General features: G+C 65.2%; 13 protein-coding genes and 1 pseudogene. 6 read left to right on the top strand and 8 right to left on the bottom strand.

Features of this window, described 5'->3' with window-relative positions:
- Nucleotides 1-223: 223 nt before the first annotated feature.
- Nucleotides 224-5,029 carry an NAD-glutamate dehydrogenase gene (locus ACZ2IA_RS18495; RefSeq protein ID WP_470294069.1) on the top strand — a complete coding sequence of 1,602 codons (4,806 nt, stop codon included), beginning with the start codon at nucleotides 224-226 and terminating at the stop codon, nucleotides 5,027-5,029.
- 85 nt (nucleotides 5,030-5,114) lie between these two features.
- Here ACZ2IA_RS18495 and ACZ2IA_RS18490 read toward each other — a convergent pair whose 3' ends face one another.
- On the bottom strand, nucleotides 5,115-5,264 hold the full coding sequence (locus tag ACZ2IA_RS18490; RefSeq protein ID WP_470294068.1) for a hypothetical protein: 150 nt from the start codon (nucleotides 5,262-5,264) through the stop codon (nucleotides 5,115-5,117).
- Here ACZ2IA_RS18490 and ACZ2IA_RS18485 point away from each other — a divergent pair.
- Together ACZ2IA_RS18485 and ACZ2IA_RS18480 are read left to right on the top strand one after the other, a co-directional pair.
- Nucleotides 5,251-5,559 carry a TauD/TfdA dioxygenase family protein gene (locus ACZ2IA_RS18485; RefSeq protein WP_470294067.1) on the top strand — a complete coding sequence of 103 codons (309 nt, stop codon included), beginning with the start codon at nucleotides 5,251-5,253 and terminating at the stop codon, nucleotides 5,557-5,559. The genes ACZ2IA_RS18490 and ACZ2IA_RS18485 overlap by 14 nt on opposite strands.
- Nucleotides 5,475-6,182, top strand: coding sequence for a TauD/TfdA dioxygenase family protein (locus ACZ2IA_RS18480; RefSeq protein ID WP_470294066.1), 708 nt, complete (start codon nucleotides 5,475-5,477; stop codon nucleotides 6,180-6,182). The genes ACZ2IA_RS18485 and ACZ2IA_RS18480 overlap by 85 nt, the downstream gene beginning before the upstream one ends.
- Before the next feature lie 362 nt (nucleotides 6,183-6,544).
- On the opposite strand, the gene ACZ2IA_RS18475 is transcribed toward ACZ2IA_RS18480, so the two are convergent.
- The 4 genes from ACZ2IA_RS18475 to ACZ2IA_RS18460 form a co-directional block, all read right to left on the bottom strand.
- Nucleotides 6,545-6,766, bottom strand: a complete 222-nt coding sequence (locus ACZ2IA_RS18475; protein ID WP_470294065.1) for a hypothetical protein — start codon at nucleotides 6,764-6,766, stop codon at nucleotides 6,545-6,547.
- 271 nt (nucleotides 6,767-7,037) lie between these two features.
- Nucleotides 7,038-7,547 (bottom strand): cupredoxin domain-containing protein, encoded by a 510-nt coding sequence (locus ACZ2IA_RS18470; RefSeq protein WP_470294064.1) that lies wholly within the window; start codon nucleotides 7,545-7,547, stop codon nucleotides 7,038-7,040.
- Nucleotides 7,548-7,577: 30 nt separating this feature from the next.
- A complete protein-coding gene (locus ACZ2IA_RS18465) occupies nucleotides 7,578-8,849 on the bottom strand; it encodes a multicopper oxidase family protein (RefSeq protein WP_470294063.1) in 1,272 nt (423 codons plus the stop codon).
- Complete coding sequence (locus tag ACZ2IA_RS18460) at nucleotides 8,849-9,922, bottom strand: TolC family protein (protein ID WP_470294062.1); 1,074 nt, start codon at nucleotides 9,920-9,922, stop codon at nucleotides 8,849-8,851. The genes ACZ2IA_RS18465 and ACZ2IA_RS18460 overlap by 1 nt, the downstream gene beginning before the upstream one ends.
- A gap of 142 nt (nucleotides 9,923-10,064) precedes the next feature.
- Between ACZ2IA_RS18460 and ACZ2IA_RS18455 the strand changes: the two genes are divergently transcribed.
- The gene (locus ACZ2IA_RS18455; RefSeq protein WP_470294061.1) at nucleotides 10,065-10,742 is read left to right on the top strand and encodes a heavy metal response regulator transcription factor; all 678 of its coding nucleotides are present in this window, start codon (nucleotides 10,065-10,067) and stop codon (nucleotides 10,740-10,742) included.
- A complete protein-coding gene (locus ACZ2IA_RS18450; protein WP_470294060.1) occupies nucleotides 10,732-12,084 on the top strand; it encodes a heavy metal sensor histidine kinase in 1,353 nt (450 codons plus the stop codon). Before ACZ2IA_RS18455 ends, ACZ2IA_RS18450 begins: the two co-directional genes overlap by 11 nt.
- Nucleotides 12,085-12,150: 66 nt before the next feature.
- Here ACZ2IA_RS18450 and ACZ2IA_RS18445 read toward each other — a convergent pair whose 3' ends face one another.
- The 3 genes and pseudogenes from ACZ2IA_RS18445 to ACZ2IA_RS18435 form a co-directional block, all read right to left on the bottom strand.
- The gene (locus ACZ2IA_RS18445; RefSeq protein WP_470294059.1) at nucleotides 12,151-13,398 is read right to left on the bottom strand and encodes a dicarboxylate/amino acid:cation symporter; all 1,248 of its coding nucleotides are present in this window, start codon (nucleotides 13,396-13,398) and stop codon (nucleotides 12,151-12,153) included.
- A gap of 284 nt (nucleotides 13,399-13,682) precedes the next feature.
- A pseudogene (locus ACZ2IA_RS18440) lies at nucleotides 13,683-13,754 on the bottom strand (DUF1508 domain-containing protein); the annotation flags it as partial.
- A gap of 9 nt (nucleotides 13,755-13,763) precedes the next feature.
- Nucleotides 13,764-14,057, bottom strand: coding sequence for a YegP family protein (locus ACZ2IA_RS18435; RefSeq protein WP_470294058.1), 294 nt, complete (start codon nucleotides 14,055-14,057; stop codon nucleotides 13,764-13,766).
- 87 nt (nucleotides 14,058-14,144) lie between these two features.
- On the opposite strand from ACZ2IA_RS18435, the gene ACZ2IA_RS18430 reads away from it, so the two are divergent.
- Nucleotides 14,145-15,299, top strand: coding sequence for a pyridoxal phosphate-dependent aminotransferase (locus tag ACZ2IA_RS18430; protein ID WP_470294057.1), 1,155 nt, complete (start codon nucleotides 14,145-14,147; stop codon nucleotides 15,297-15,299).
- Nucleotides 15,300-15,357 lie beyond the last annotated feature (58 nt).

The following is a 15,357-nucleotide window of genomic DNA, read 5'->3' as shown; positions in this document are numbered from 1 at the left end:
CGCTGCCGTAAGGTGCTGTATCCAATCGTTTTTGTAATTCACCGTCGCATTGCTATAAGCCTGAATGGGTGCAAGATGTCTTCACGCTAACTATTTCCTCGAACGACCGTATTAGAGCGTCCTGTTTTTTTGTAACTCAATGTCGCATTCAGGAAATCCGTGCCGGTCGCGCCTCTCTACAATGCCCCGACACACTCCTGTGCACACAACAAGAGAAGACCCCATGTCGCTTACGAACAAGACCGAGCTGGCGAGCCTGATTGCGGACCTGCAGTCCGTGGCTGCGAACAAGCTGTCCGGCGCCACGTGTCAGAAGCGTTCCGAATTTTTCCCCATCTACTTCGAAGAGGCCGAACACGCGGATTTGTCGCGTTTCTCCTCGCTGGACCTGTTCGGCGCGGCGATGGCGCACTACGACTTCGCCGAAAAGCGGACGCCGGGAGCGGCGAAGGCGCGCATCTACAATCCGGACTTCGAACGCGATGGCTGGCAGAGCACTCACACGGTGATCGAGATCGTCAACGACGACATGCCGTTCCTGATCGACTCGATCGCGATGATGCTGGCGCGGCACAACCTGACGCTGCACCTGTTGGTGCACCCGGTGCTGTCGGTGGCGCGTGACGCCTCCGGCAAGCTCTTGGAAGTGCGCCGCACCGAAGACCGCAGTCTGCCGCTGGAATCGTTCATCCACGTTCAGCTCGACCGTGTAAGCGACAGTGCCACCCTGAAGGCCCTCGAGGCCGACCTCAAGCGCGTGCTCGACGACCTGCGCCTGGTCGTCACCGACGAGCCGGCGATGCGCGAGCAGCTGGCCGCGATCAACGCCGACCTCGCCAAAGTGGCGAAGGAAGACGAGGCCGGTGAAGCGGTCGACTTCCTGAAGTGGGCGGCCGACGGCAACTTCCTGTTCATGGGCTACTGCGACTACGACCTGGTGAAGGAAGACGGCCGCGACCGCCTGAAGATCGTCCAGGACTCGGGCCTGGGCATCCTGAAGGACCAGGGCGACAAGGAATTCTCCGCCAGTTTCGAGGCGCTGCCGCAAGAGCTGCGCGAACTCGCGCACCACAAGCAGCGCGTCATCCTCAACAAGTCGCAGACCCGTTCGATCCTGCATCGTCCGGCCTACCTCGACTTCGTCGGCATCAAGCGCTTCAACGAGCAGGGCGAAGTGGTCGGCGAGCGCCGCTTCCTCGGCCTCTACACCGCGCGTGCCTACCAGGCACCGCTCAAAGAGATCCCGATCCTGCGCAAGAAGGTCGAGTACGTCATCGCCGCCTGCGATTACGTCGACAACAGCTACAAGGCCAAGACGCTGGCCTTCGTGCTGGAAACCTACCCGCGCGACGAGCTGTTCGAGATCAGCGCCGAGAACCTGCTGCCGATCGCCGAGGGCATCGTGTCCCTGCAGGAGCGCCCGCGCGTGCGCCTGTTTACCCGTGCCGACCGCTACCACCGTTATGTGAGCTGCCTGGTGTACGTGCCGCGCGAGAGCTTCAATACCGAGGTGCGCCTGAAGGTCGAGAAGGTGCTGCTCAACGCGTTCAACGGCCTCTCCACCGAATACTCGGTGCAGGTCGGCGACGGCACCCTGGCCCGCGTGCACTACTTCATCAAGACCTCGTCGACCAACCTGCCGGCGTTCCACGAAGGCGAGATCGAGAGCGAGATCGCCCGCGTGGTGAAGGGCTGGAGCGAAGAGCTGCACCAGCTGCTGCTGGAAGCCACCGGCGAAGAGCAGGGCAACACCCTGTTCCACCGCTACAAGAGCGCGTTCCCGACCGCGTACCGTGAGGAGTTCGCGCCGCGCAACGCCGTGCTCGACATCCAGCACATCGAGGCGGTGAACGAGGCCGAGCCGCTGGCGATGAAGCTGTACCGCCCGCTGTCGCGCGCCAACCTCAGCTTCAACCTGAAGCTGTTCCGCGCCGGCGCGCCGCTCGGCCTGTCGGCCAGCCTGCCGATCCTGGAAAACATGGGCGTGAAGGTGCAGGACGAGCACCCGTACCGCATCACCCGCGCCGACGGCTCGGAAGTGTGGATCAGCGACTTCGGCCTCGACCTCGGTAGTGCGGTCGAGCAGATGGCCAGCGACGATGTGCAGCATGACTTCCAGGAGCTGCTCGCGCAGGTGTTCGCCCGCCGTGTCGAGAACGACGGCTTCAACCGTCTGGCGCTGGTGGTCGGCCTCGACTGGCGTGAGATCACTCTGGTGCGCGCGCTCGCCAAGTACCTGCGCCAGGCCGGCCTGACCTTCAGCCAAGCGTATATCGAGCAGTGCGTCGCCAACTACCCGGAAGTGACCCGTCGCCTGGTGCACCTGTTCGACGCGCGCCTTAACCCGGTCAGCGCCGACGATACGTTGGCCGAACAGCTGCAGGCCGAGCTGAAGGAGCAGTTCGACAAGGTCGCCAACCTCGACGAAGACCGCATCCTCAACGGCTTCCTGACGGTGATCCTGGCGATCCGCCGTACCAACTTCTGGCAGAAGGCCGAAGACGGTCAGCACAAGTCGTACATCTCGTTCAAGCTGGAATCGGGCGCGATCCCGTTCCTGCCGCAGCCGCGGCCGCTGTTCGAGATCTGGGTGTACAGCCCGCGCGTCGAAGGCGTGCACCTGAGGGGCAGCAAAGTGGCCCGCGGCGGCCTACGCTGGTCCGACCGGATGGAAGACTTCCGCACCGAGGTGCTGGGTCTGGTCAAGGCCCAGATGGTGAAGAACTCGGTGATCGTGCCGATGGGCTCGAAGGGCGGCTTCGTCGGCAAGCAGTTGCCGGCGCCTAGCGACCGCGAAGCGTTCCTCGCCGAAGGCATCGCCTGCTACAAGATCTTCATCTCGGCCTTGCTCGATGTGACCGACAACCTGGTGACCGGCAAGATCGTGCCGCCGAAGGACGTGCGTCGGCTCGACCCGGACGATCCTTACCTGGTGGTGGCCGCCGACAAGGGCACCGCGACCTTCTCCGACATCGCCAACGGCGTGTCCGAGGCGTACGGCTTCTGGCTCGGCGACGCGTTCGCCTCGGGCGGCTCGGCCGGCTACGACCACAAGGGCATGGGCATCACCGCCCGCGGTGCTTGGGAGGCGGTGAAGCGTCACTTCCGCCATCTGGGCAAGGACATCCAGTCCGAGGACTTCACCGTGGTCGGCATCGGCGACATGGCCGGCGACGTGTTCGGCAACGGCATGCTGCTGTCCGAGCACATCCAGCTGAAGGCAGCGTTCAACCACCTGCACATCTTCCTGGACCCGACCCCGAACGCCGCGGTGAGCTTCGCCGAGCGTGCGCGCCTGTTCAACCTGCCGCGTTCCAGCTGGACCGACTACAATCGCGAGCTGATCTCGGCTGGCGGCGGCATCTTCGAGCGCAAGGCTAAATCGATCCCGCTGTCGCCGCAGGTCAAGGAGTGGCTGAAGACCGACCGCGACAGCATGGCCCCGAACGAGCTGCTGCACGAGATCCTCAAGGCCGACATTGACCTGCTCTACAACGGCGGTATCGGTACCTATGTGAAGGCGTCGACCGAGTCGCACGCCGACGCCAGCGACCGTGCCAACGACGCGCTGCGCGTCAACGGCAACCAGCTGAACGCCAAGGTGCTGGGCGAGGGCGGTAACCTCGGTTGCACCCAGCGCGGCCGTATCGAGTTCGCGCTGAACGGCGGCCTGCTCTGCACCGACGCGATCGACAACTCGGCCGGCGTGGACTGCTCCGACCACGAGGTGAACATCAAGATCCTGCTGGGCAGCGTGATGCAGGCCGGCGACATGACGCTGAAGCAGCGTAACGAGCTGTTGGCCGAAATGACCGACGAAGTCGGCCTCTTGGTGCTGCGCAACAACTACCTGCAGACCCAGGTGCTGGCCACCAACCGCCTGCACTCGGCGCAGATGCTGAACGCGCAGGCGCGGATGATGACCACGATGGAGAAGGCCGGCGAGCTCAACCGTGAGCTCGAGTATCTGCCGGATGAGCAGCAGATCTCCGAGCGCCGCTTGGCGCGCGGCGGCCTGACCAGCCCGGAAGTGGCGGTACTGCTGGCGTACAGCAAGATCACGCTCGACCAGGCGATCCTGAAGTCGGACCTGCCGGACGACGCGGACTTCCTGCCTATCCTGGTCAACTACTTCCCGAAACCGCTGCAACAGCGTTTCGGCGAGCAGATGAAGACGCACCACCTGAAGCGCGAGATCATCGCCAACCAGCTGGCCAACCAGCTGGTGAACCGGATGGGCACCACCTTCGTGTTCCGCCTGAAGGAAGAGACCCCGCTGTCCGAGGCCGACATCGCGCGCGCCTGGTGGGTCGCTAACCATGTGTTCGGCGGCGAGAAGCTGTGGAACGAGATCGAGGCGCTCGACAACAAGGTGCCGGCCGACCTGCAGATCGAGCTGATGGTGCTGGTGCGCACGCTGATCGAGCGCATCACCCGCCATATCCTGCGCCACAAGCGCCCGATCGGTTCGGTCAACGCGCTGATCGCCCAGTACGGCGACAAGGTGCAGGCGCTCTTGGCCGCGCTGCCTCAGCTCGTCGACGGCGAACGCTACCCGGCGGTGGCCGAGCGCGAGGCGCGTCTGCTCTCGTTCGAGAACCTGCCGGAGCACCTGGCGCGTCTCTTGCCGCGTCTGGAGTTCGCCGTGCCGTTCCTCGACGTGATCGACACCGCCGAGGGCAGCGAGTTGCCGCTCGAGGCGGTGGCCGCCAACTACCTGACGCTCGGCCACGCGCTGCGTCTGGACTGGGTGCGCGAAGCGATCACCCGTCTGCCGCGCGACAACCGCTGGCAGGCACTGGCCCGCTCGGCGCTGCGCGACGACCTGTACCGCCTGCACCGCAAGCTGACCGGTCAGGCGATGGGCAATGGCGGCGGTGACGCGTTCGGCGAGGTGTGGCTGGAAGACCGCCGCCCGCAGGCCGAGGCGTGCCAGCAGATGTTGGCCGAACTGCAGTCGTTCGAAGCGCTCGACCTGGCGATGCTGTCCGCCGGCATGCGCGAGCTGACCAACCAGCTGCTCGCCTGATCGACGAGTCATTGAGCTGACCAGCCGGCCCTGCGGGGCCGGCTTTTTCATGCCTGAGCGCTGGCCCGTTCGCGGCTGGCTGTCATCAAAGCTGCCGCGTTTTCGGCAGCTTTTCCTTGTTACGCCCCGATTTCCGCCGTTTAGGCATTGGCACGTTTTCTGCTGTAACTTCGGCAAGGCGGCGCACGATGCGCCCGATTTCCCCCTGCAAGGAGTCAGCGATGAGCCAGTCCATTCCCCTCGACATCCATCCGGTAGCCGGCCGCATCGGCGCCGAGATCCGCGGCGTCACCCTGTCGGCCGAGCTGCCGGCCGAGGCGCTGGCGGCGATCCGTCAGGCGCTGCTGAAGTACAAGGTGATCTTCTTCCGCGGCCAGCACCAGCTCGACGATGTCGGTCAGGAGGCGTTCGCGCGGAAGCTGGGCAGCCCGGTGGCGCACCCACCGTGCCGACGGTGGCGGGCACCGACTACCTGCTGGAGCTCGACTCGCGCCACGGCGGCCGCGCCAATTCCTGGCACACCGACGTGACCTTCGCGCCGGCCTACCCGCAGGCGTCGATCCTGCGCGCCGTGGTGATCCCGGAGTCCGGCGGCGACACGGTGTGGGCCAACACCGCCACCGCCTACCAGGACCTGTCGCCCCAGCTGCGCGAGCTGGCCGACAAGCTGTGGGCGCTGCATAGCAACGACTACGACTACGCGGGTATCCGCCCGGACGCGGACCCCGAGGCGGTGCGCCGCTACAAGGAGGTGTTCAGCTCGACCAAGTACGAGACCGAACACCCGGTGGTGCGCGTCCATCCGGAAACCGGCGAACGCACGCTGCTGCTCGGCCACTTCGTGCAGCGGCTGCTTGGGCAGTCGGCGCACGATTCGGCGCACCTGTTCGCGGTGCTGCAAGGCCATGTCACCCGGCTGGAGAACACCGTGCGTTGGCGCTGGGCGGTCGGCGACGTGGCGATCTGGGACAACCGCGCCACCCAGCACTACGCGATCAACGACTACGGCGACGCGCACCGGGTGGTGCGGCGGGTGACGCTGGCCGGCGACGTGCCGGTCAGCGTGGACGGCCGCAGCAGCGTCGGCCGCAACGTCGCACCGGTCACGGCGGCGGCCAATAGCGACGAAGCGGCCGCCACCGGTACCGCTTGATCGGCGCGGCAGGCAGGCCGGACCCGTCGGGTGTCCGGCCTGCCGTGCTTCTGGGCGGGCGGGTCCGCTCCGAGGGGGGCGAGCGTATTCTTCTCCGCCAACGGGTAGAAACGGGTAAAGAAGAGTATGAGACTTGGGATATCGGGAAAGACGGCAAGCTGGCCTGGCACGTCTCAGAGGATGTGCGCCGCTTCAAGCAAAGGGGGACTCCGTTCTTGCCCGGATTATGCAAAACCCTGCGAAAGCCCCTTATTTTGGAGGCTCAGTTAACTGCTCAAACTAAAGCCCTCCCGAAGGGACGAGAGGGCCTTATTTGCGGTTAGCCAGACGGCTTGCAATCGAGAGGTGGGGAGGGGGCCGTGTTATTTTTTCAGGTAGCTGTAGGGGTTTTCCTGGATCGCCTTGCCGGCGTAGTCGTTGGCGGCGTTACGTTTGGCATCGGTCTTCTCCACTGGCGCCGGTTGCTGGACTTGCTGTTGGGCCTGGCGTTCGCGCATCGCCATTACCCGGTCGAGGCCGCCATCGGCGTAGGCGGCCGAAGCCAGAATGGTCAGCGATACGGCGGTCAGGACGAGTTTTTTCATGATCAATCTCCTAAAGGGGAAAAAGCCTTCTTCTGGGCAGCCTCGTTATATGCCGCCATCGGTATCAAGCTTGATGGTTCGATCATAGATACCGCCCCCCCACGCCAGGCTGACGGCGGGATGACGTTTTTGTCAGGTTTGCCCTGTTTGGCGGCGGCGGATCCTAAAGACGGCCGGGGGTGATGTCGTTCTGGGGGAGAGCCAAGGGGTAACGGCGTAACAAGCAAAACGGCCGCATCGGCGGCCGTTTTGCTTGCCTGGGGCACAGGGATCAGGAATTCACCTTCAGCGTCCCGGCCATGGCCGGGTAATGCCCCGGTACGTTGCAGCCGAATTGGATCTCGCCGGCGCGCGTGAAGCGCCAGACCAAGGTCTTGCTCTCGCCCGGGGCCAACGTCAGCATGCCCATCGCCGGCATGTCGCCGTGCGCCATGCCCGGGTTGGACTGCATCTGCTTGGCGTGTTCGGCCAACATCTCCTTGGCGCCGAGCGCGAACTCGTGCTTGGCCTGCCCCTTATTGGTGACGATGAAGCGGACCGTCTCCCCCTGCTTGGCCTCGACATGATTCGGGGTGAAGCGCAGGGTGTCGTCACCGTCGATGCGGATGGTGCGGGTCGCGGCGGCCGCCTGACCGGCTTGGCCGAGCGTCATCGCCTGCATGTCGTGGCCGGCGTGCGGGTTGGCCGAATCGCCGTGGCCGCCGGCGTGGTCGCCAGACGCCAGCGCCGGCAGAGAAACGATGACGGCCGCGAGCGGCAGCAGAAGTTTGCTCAAACGCATGGAATGCTCCTTGTTGGGGGATTGATCGGCTCAGGAAAAGTTGGGTGCCTGCGTCTTGTAGGCCACCGTGCCCTTGGGGGCCGTGTACCAGCCCGGGTCGCGGTCGGTACCTGCTGGCAGGCGGTCGCGCACCTTCAGGACCGTGAACATGCCGCCCATTTCGAGCGGGCCGTACGGCCCTTTGCCGTCCATCATCGGCAGCGTGTTGTCGGGCAAGGGCATGCCGGCCATCTCGCTCATGTCGGCCATGCCGTTGCTGCCCATCGGCATGAAGCCTGGGATGATGTCGCGCAGTTTTTCCTCGGCGGGCTTCTGGTCGACGCCGATCAGGTTCGGCGTGTCGTGCCCCATCGCGTTCATCGTGTGGTGCGATTTGTGGCAGTGGAACGCCCAGTCGCCCGGCTCGTCGGCGACGAACTCGATGGTGCGCGTTTGGCCGACGCCGACGATGACCGTGGCCTCGGGAATCTGTGCGGACACCGGCACCCAGCCGCCGTCGGTGCCGACGGTCTTGAACGCGTAGCCATGCAGGTGCATCGGGTGGTCGTGCATCGACAGGTTGCCGATACGAATGCGTACCCGTTCGCCGGTCTTGGCAATCATCGGCGCGACGCCCGGGAACACGCGGCTGTTGATCGTCCACAGGTTGAAGTCGGTCATCGTCGCCGGTTTGGCGATGCGGGTGCCCGGTTCGATGTCCCAGTTGTGCAGCAGCATCGCGTAATCGCGATCCGGCTTCGGGCCCATCGCGCGTTTCGGGTGGACGACGAACAGCCCCATCATGCCGAGCGCCAGCTGCACCATTTCGTCGGCGTGCGGGTGGTACATGAAGGTGCCGGAGTTCTTCAGCGTGAACTCGTACGCGTAGGTCTCGCCCGGCTTGATGTGCGGTTGCGACAGGCCGCCGACGCCGTCCATGCCAGACGGCAGGAACAGGCCATGCCAGTGGACGGTGGTGTGTTCCTTCAGGCGGTTGGTGACGTAGATGCGGATCCGCTCGCCTTCGACTGCCTCGATGGTCGGACCCGGGGTCATGCCGTTGTAGCCCCAGCACTTCACCTTCATGCCCGGCGCGAACTCGCGTTCGACCTCCTCGGCGATCAGATGAAATTCCTTGACGCCGTCCTTCATGCGCCAGCGCGCACTCTTGCCGTTCAGCGTTATCACCGGGGCGTGGTCGGCAACGGAGCGCCCGGCCTCGCCGATCACCCCGCCATGCGGAGCAGGGGCCGCCAGCGCGGCCCGGGTCAGCAGGGCCCCTGCCGAAGCGGCCCCCACGCTCAAAAACTGTCGCCTATCCATTACTGGCTCCTCGCAATGGGTATGCCGCCGGCTTCCAGCTCCAGCCACGCCAACCACAGGTCGCGGCGTGCCTTGATGAAGCCCTCCAGCAGCGTGAATTCCTGGCGCTTGTTCTCGATCAGCGTATACACGCCGACCAACATGCCGTTGTACGCCTTGAGCGTTTCGTCGGAACGGCCTTGCGCGGCGGGCAGCAGCTCTTTCTGGTAGGCCCGGGCCAAGCCTTCGAGCGCCTTGGCGCGACCGATCAGCTCGACCGTTTCGGCCTGGTGCTCGGCCAGCTGCATCCGGTGTTCGAGCGCGGCCTCACCAGCCAGGCCGCTCTCCGGTGTCGTGACCCGTGCGGGCAGCGCTAACGGCAACGGCTGCTTGACCGGGTTGAACGTGGGTCTTCCGCGTGCTTCCCGCTCGCGATCACGGGCGCTGTTGATCAGCTCGGCGTCGAGCGCCAAGGTGTCGGCCCCGAGCGGGGCGAGCTCGGGCAAGGGGCCGGGCAGATCGGGCAACGCGTCGGCGAGTTCGACATCCTTCAGGCCGGCCTGCGAGGCGAAGCGCTGCTTCTCGGCCCGGGCCTCGGACTCCGCCTCGGCCAGCTCGAAGCGGGCCTGTGCGACTTCCTGTTTGACCTTGAGCCATTCACCGGTCGTGGCGCTGCCCGCCTTGCGCTGGCCGTCCATCAACGAAAACGCCGCCTCCGAAGCCTTGAGCGCATCGCGTCGTACATCGGCCAACTGACGGGCCGCGACCGCCTTGATATACGCCGACTTCACCGCAGCTAGCGACTTGACGAAGGCCTCGGCGCTCTTCCGGCGTCCGGCGTCGAGCCCGGCGAGGTCCTGGGGCTTAAGCGCCAGTACGCCTCCGAAGGTGTCCGGCGGCTGTTCGCCGCCCCCCTTGTCCACGCCGCCCAGTGCGAGTCCCGGGCCGGACACCCCCCACTCGCGGTAATGGCTTTCCAGTACCGGGCTGTTGACCAGAGCGGCACGCACCGCCTGGTTGAAATTCAGCCCCTCCGCCGTCGCGAAGCCCGGCGCCAGCAAGCCCGCAAGCATGATCGGAACACGCCTCTTCATGTCACTCTCCAAGCGAATGTTCTGGGCGGCATGCTAGCCGGTGCCTCCCGGCGGCAAACTGACGCCAAGATGACATTTTTGTCATCTTCCCCTTCGGCGAAGGAATTCCACGGTATAACGGCGTACGAAACGGAGAGCGAGCATGTGGATTCTGATTGTCGAGGATGAGGAGCGGGCGGCGGCCTACCTCAAGCAGGGACTGACCGAGGCGGGCTTCAAGGTGGACGTCGCGCACGATGGCGTCGAGGGCGAATATCTCGCGCTCGAGCATGCCTACGACCTCGTCATCCTCGACGTGATGCTGCCGGGCAAGACCGGTTGGCAGGTGCTCGGCAGCCTGCGGCAGAGCAAATCGGTGCCGGTACTGTTCCTGACCGCGCGCGATCGGGTCGAAGACCGGGTGCGCGGGCTGGAGGCCGGCGCCGACGACTACCTGGTCAAGCCGTTCGCGTTCTCCGAATTGCTGGCCCGCGTCAGGACCTTGCTCAGGCGCCGTCCCCAGGTCGAGCCGGACATCCTCAAGGTGGCCGACCTCGAACTCGACTTGGCTCGCCACAAGGCCTGGCGAGCCGGTGCGCGCATTCCGCTGACCGCGAAGGAGATGGCCTTGCTGGCGCTGTTCATGCGCCGGCAGGGCGAGGTGCTGTCCCGAACGCTGATCGCCGAGCAGGTCTGGGACATGCATTTCGACACCGATACCAACGTGGTCGAGGTGGCGATCCGGCGGCTGCGCGTCAAGATCGACGACCCGTTCGAGAGCAGGCTGATCCATACGCTGCGTGGCGTCGGTTACGTGCTGGAGGCGGGGCGTGTCGATTAGGCCCTCGTTGACCCAGCGAGTGGCGCTCGGGTTCGCCGCGCTGACCGTGTTGCTGATCAGCTGCAGCGGGCTCTACCTCTACCACGCGCTCAAGCTGGAGATGGCGCACCGCGACCAAGAGGAGCTCAGCGGTAAGATTGCCTTGTTCCGAAAGACGGTCGCCTTCGTGCCGGATACCATCGCCTTGCGCGAGGCGCCGGGTCTGCTGACCCACTTCCTGGTCGGCCACGACAACCTCGCGCTCAGGGTTCGCGATGCCTCGGGCGACCCCATCATCGATAGCCGGGCGCCGTTGCCTGACTTCGCCTGGCGCGGCTTGACGCCGCGCACCGAGCCGCTGACCGGCACCGGTGCGGATGGCCAGCCCTGGCAGGGGCTGACGGCGGCGGGCCAACTCGCCAATGGCGAGCTCGTGCAACTGGAGGCCTGGCGCAACACCCATGCGCAGCAGGCGCTGCTCGAGTGGTACCGCAACCGGCTCCTGTTGGCCGGCCTGCTGGCGACGCTGCTTGCCGCCGCCCTCGGCTGGTTGTTAGTGCATCGAAGTTTGCGGCCTCTGGTGGCGCTGACTGAATCGGCGCAGGCCATCCATCACCACACCCTGAGCCAACGGCTCGACGCCGGCCGGATGCCAGAGGAGTTGCAGGGGCTGGTGGAGAGCTTCAACGGCGTCCTCGAACGCCTCGATGCGGCATTCGCCCAGCTCTCGGCCTACGCCACCGACCTCGCGCACGAGATGCGCACCCCGCTGGGGATTCTGCTCGGGCAGACGCAGGTGGCCCTGTCCCGCGAGCGTTCGGCCGACGACTACCGACAGGTGCTGGCCGACAATGCCGAGGAACTCGAGCGCTTGGCGCGGATGGTCAACGATCTGCTATTTCTGGCCAAGGCGGAACACGCGGAAAACCTGCTCGCGTTTGAATGGCTCGATCTCGACCTGGAAGCGCGGCGGGTGTGCGACTTCTTCGAGAGCCTCGCCGAAGAAAGGGAGATTCGACTCGAGGTCAGCGGTCGTCTGCGCCTGCGCGCCGATCGGGCATCGCTGCGTCGGCTGCTCAACAACCTGGTCAGCAACGCGATTCGCTACAGCCCGCGCGGCGAGTCGGTGTGCCTGACGATGGCGCCTTCGCTACCGGGCATCGTCATCGACAACCGTCCATCGAACCCGCTTCCCGACGATCTGACTATCCTATTCGCCCGTTTCTACAGTCGCGGCGAAAAGGGCGAGGGCCATGGCTTGGGCTTGCCGATCGCGGATGCGATCGCGCGACTTCACGGCGGCGAGCTGCGGGCCGAGCTGCGCGAGGAACGGCTGTACCTGATTGCCCGCTGCGGGGCATAGCAGGTCGGCATGTAAAAAAAGCCCCCGTTCGAGCGGGGGCGTCAACAGCATTGCTATGGAAAACAGTCAGGCGTGATGCGGTCCGGCGTGCTTGAGCTCGCCTTCCCACTTGGCGACCACGGCGGTGGCTACGGTGTTGCCGACCACGTTGGTGGCCGAACGGCCCATGTCGAGGAAGTGGTCGATGCCCAAGAGCAGCAACAGGCCGGCTTCCGGGATGTTGAACTGCGACAGCGTCGCGGCGATCACCACCAGCGAGGCGCGCGGCACGCCGGCCATGCCCTTGGACGTCAGCATCAGGATCAGCAGCATGGTGATCTCCTGCGCGAACGTCAGTTCGATGCCGTAGGCCTGCGCGATGAACACCACCGCGAAGGTGCAGTAGAGCATCGAGCCGTCGAGGTTGAACGAATAGCCGACCGGCAGCACGAAGCTGGCGATCTTGTTCGAGACGCCGAAGCGCTCGAGCTGCTCCAGCGTCTTCGGGTAGGCGGCCTCCGAGCTGGCGGTCGAGAACGACAGCAGCAGCGGTTCGCGCACCCCGCGGAGCAGGGTGACGATGCGCGGGCCGATGAACATGCCGCCGATCAGCGTCAGCAAGAGCCACAGCACCAGCATGGTGGTGTAGAAGTCGAACATGAAGGTGCCGTAGGTGGCGAGGATGCTCAGCCCTTCCTTGGCGACCGTCGCCGCCATTGCGGCGAACACCGCCACCGGCGCGAAGTTCATCACGTAGCCGGTCAGCTTCAGCATCACATGCGCAGCCACGTCCATCAGGTCGACCAGCAGGCGGGCGCGCTCGCCGAGCGCGGCCGCGGCGGTGCCGAAGAACATCGCGAACACCACGATCTGCAGGATCTGGTTCTTCGCCATCGCGTCAACCACGCTGGTCGGGAAGGCGTGCAGCGCAAAGTCGCGGAATGACAGTGCGCTCTTCTCGACGCCGCTGGCGGCGTGGATGTCCGGCAGCGGCAGGTTGAGGCCGACGCCCGGCTTCAGGATATTCACCATGATCAGGCCCAGCGCCAGCGACAGCAGCGAGGCGCTGACGAACCACAGCATGGTCTTGCCGCCGACCCGGCCTACCGCCTTGATGTCGCCCATCTTGGCGATGCCGGTCACCAGCGTGGTGAACACCAAGGGCGCGATGATCATCTTGATCAGGTGCAGGAAGATGTCGGTGAGCAGCGAGATGTTGTCGACGAAGCCGTCGATCGACGCCTTGTCCGGGTAGCTCTCCCGCCACAGATAGCCGGTGATGATGCCGAGCACCATCCCGACGATGATGAAGGCTGTGAGTTTCTTGGATTTCATGATGGTCCCTGTATGACTTAAGCGTTGAATGTCGCGGGTAGTGCATGCCATCGTGCGCGTAGGGCGTCTTGTTCTTGGGCCGCGGTGGGAGTGGCCGGCGGCGGATGATGGCCAGCTTGCGATGTCCTGGCTGTGGGCTGTTGTCCGGACAGGGATGCACTGTCGTTTTTCGTTGCCCAACAACCAGACAGGCCGACATCAATGAAGATGCCGGCCTGTTCGGAACCGGTCGAATATATTGACAAAATCGAATATGGCGTGATCGAAATCGCGCCATATTTTGTTCAAATCTCGACAGTCTGCGCGTCGGTGGCGTGTTTTTTCACCGACTCGATGCCGTTTTTCAGCGCCGACTTGCCACTGTACTATTCGCTGCGCCCGATTTCCTGGTGGTTGGCCGCCTTCAGCACGGAGTACGGTTCGCTGTTCTTGTTCTCGCGGCGTTCGTAGCGTTCGTCGTGTGGAGCGTTCTTCTTCACCGACTCGATGCCGTTCTCGGTGGCGGCGCGGGTGGTGTAGAGTTCGCTGGTCAGGATCGCCTGGCCGTTGCCAGCCTTCAGGTTGAACATGTATTGGCCGTTTTTTGCGGTTTTCAGTTCGAACTTGCCTGCGATGTGACAACTCCTCCGATATGCGGATTGGGAAACGCGCCGCGGCAATCCATGCGCGTATTAAGGTTGGCCGAAGAAATGCAAAATGTCATCCCGACGTCGTCGGGAGACCAGTAGAGACAAGGAAAGAGTCCGATGAAACTGGCAAGCCGTCTCGACCATATCGCGCCGTTCCAGGTGATGGCGATCCTCGCCAAGGCGCGCGCGCTGGAAGCCAGCGGCCGGGACATTATCCATCTCGAGGTCGGCGAACCCGACTTCGCCACCCCGGCACCTATCGTCGCCGCCGGCCAGCGCGCCTTGGCCGAGGGCCACACCTTCTATACCGCCGCGCAGGGGCTGACGGCGCTGCGCGTCGCGCTGGCCCAGTGGTACCGGCAGCGCCACGGCATCACGCTGTCGCCGGAGCGGATTATCGTCACCACCGGCGCGTCGAGCGCGCTGCAGCTGGCGCTCGGCCTGCTGGTCGAGCCGGGCAGCGAGATGCTGCTCGCCGACCCGACCTATCCGTGCAACCGCCACTTCGTCAGCCTGTTCGGCGGCACGCCGGTGGCGCTGCCGGTCGGGCCGGACACTCGCTACCAGCCGAGCGCCGCGCAGGTCGCCGCGGCGTGGACCGAGCGCACCGCCGGGCTGATGCTCGCGTCGCCCGGCAACCCGACCGGCACGCTGCTGCCGAGCGCGACCTTGGCCGAGCTGGCGAACCTGTGCCGTGCGAAGGGCGGCGCGCTGATCGTCGACGAGATCTACCAGGGGCTGACCTACGGCGTCGACGCCGAGACGGCACTGCGTTACGCCGACGACGTCTTCGTGATCAACAGCTTCTCGAAGTATTTCCAGATGACCGGCTGGCGGCTCGGCTGGCTGGTGGTGCCGGAGGGCTTGCAGGAGCCGGCGATCCGGCTTGCGCAGAACCTGTTCCTCTGTCCGCCGGCGCCGGCGCAGCAGGCGGCGCTGGCGGCGTTCGAGCCGGCCACGCTGGAAATCCTCGAGCAGCGCCGCGCCGAGTTCGCACGGCGCCGCGACTTCCTGCTCAGTACCCTGCCGGCGCTCGGTTGGCAGCTGCCGCTGGTGCCGGAGGGCGCGTTCTATCTGTATGCCGACGTCAGCAACGTCACCGACGACAGCGTCGCCTACTGCCAGCGCGCACTCGACGAGGTGGGGGTGGCGATCACGCCGGGCAGCGACTTCGGCGTGCACGGTGCGAAGCGCCACGTGCGGGTCGCCTACACCACCGGGGTAGCGAGGTTGGCCGAAGCGGTGGAACGGCTGGCGAGCCTGCGGCCCTAGTCTTCCTGGCGCCGCTGACAGTAATCAGCGAAGCGCTCTTGGTTAGGCGCGCGCCTAG

It is taken from the genome of Crenobacter sp. CS_VA4, assembly GCF_055597485.1.
This window is presented reverse-complemented; position numbering and strand designations above follow the sequence as displayed.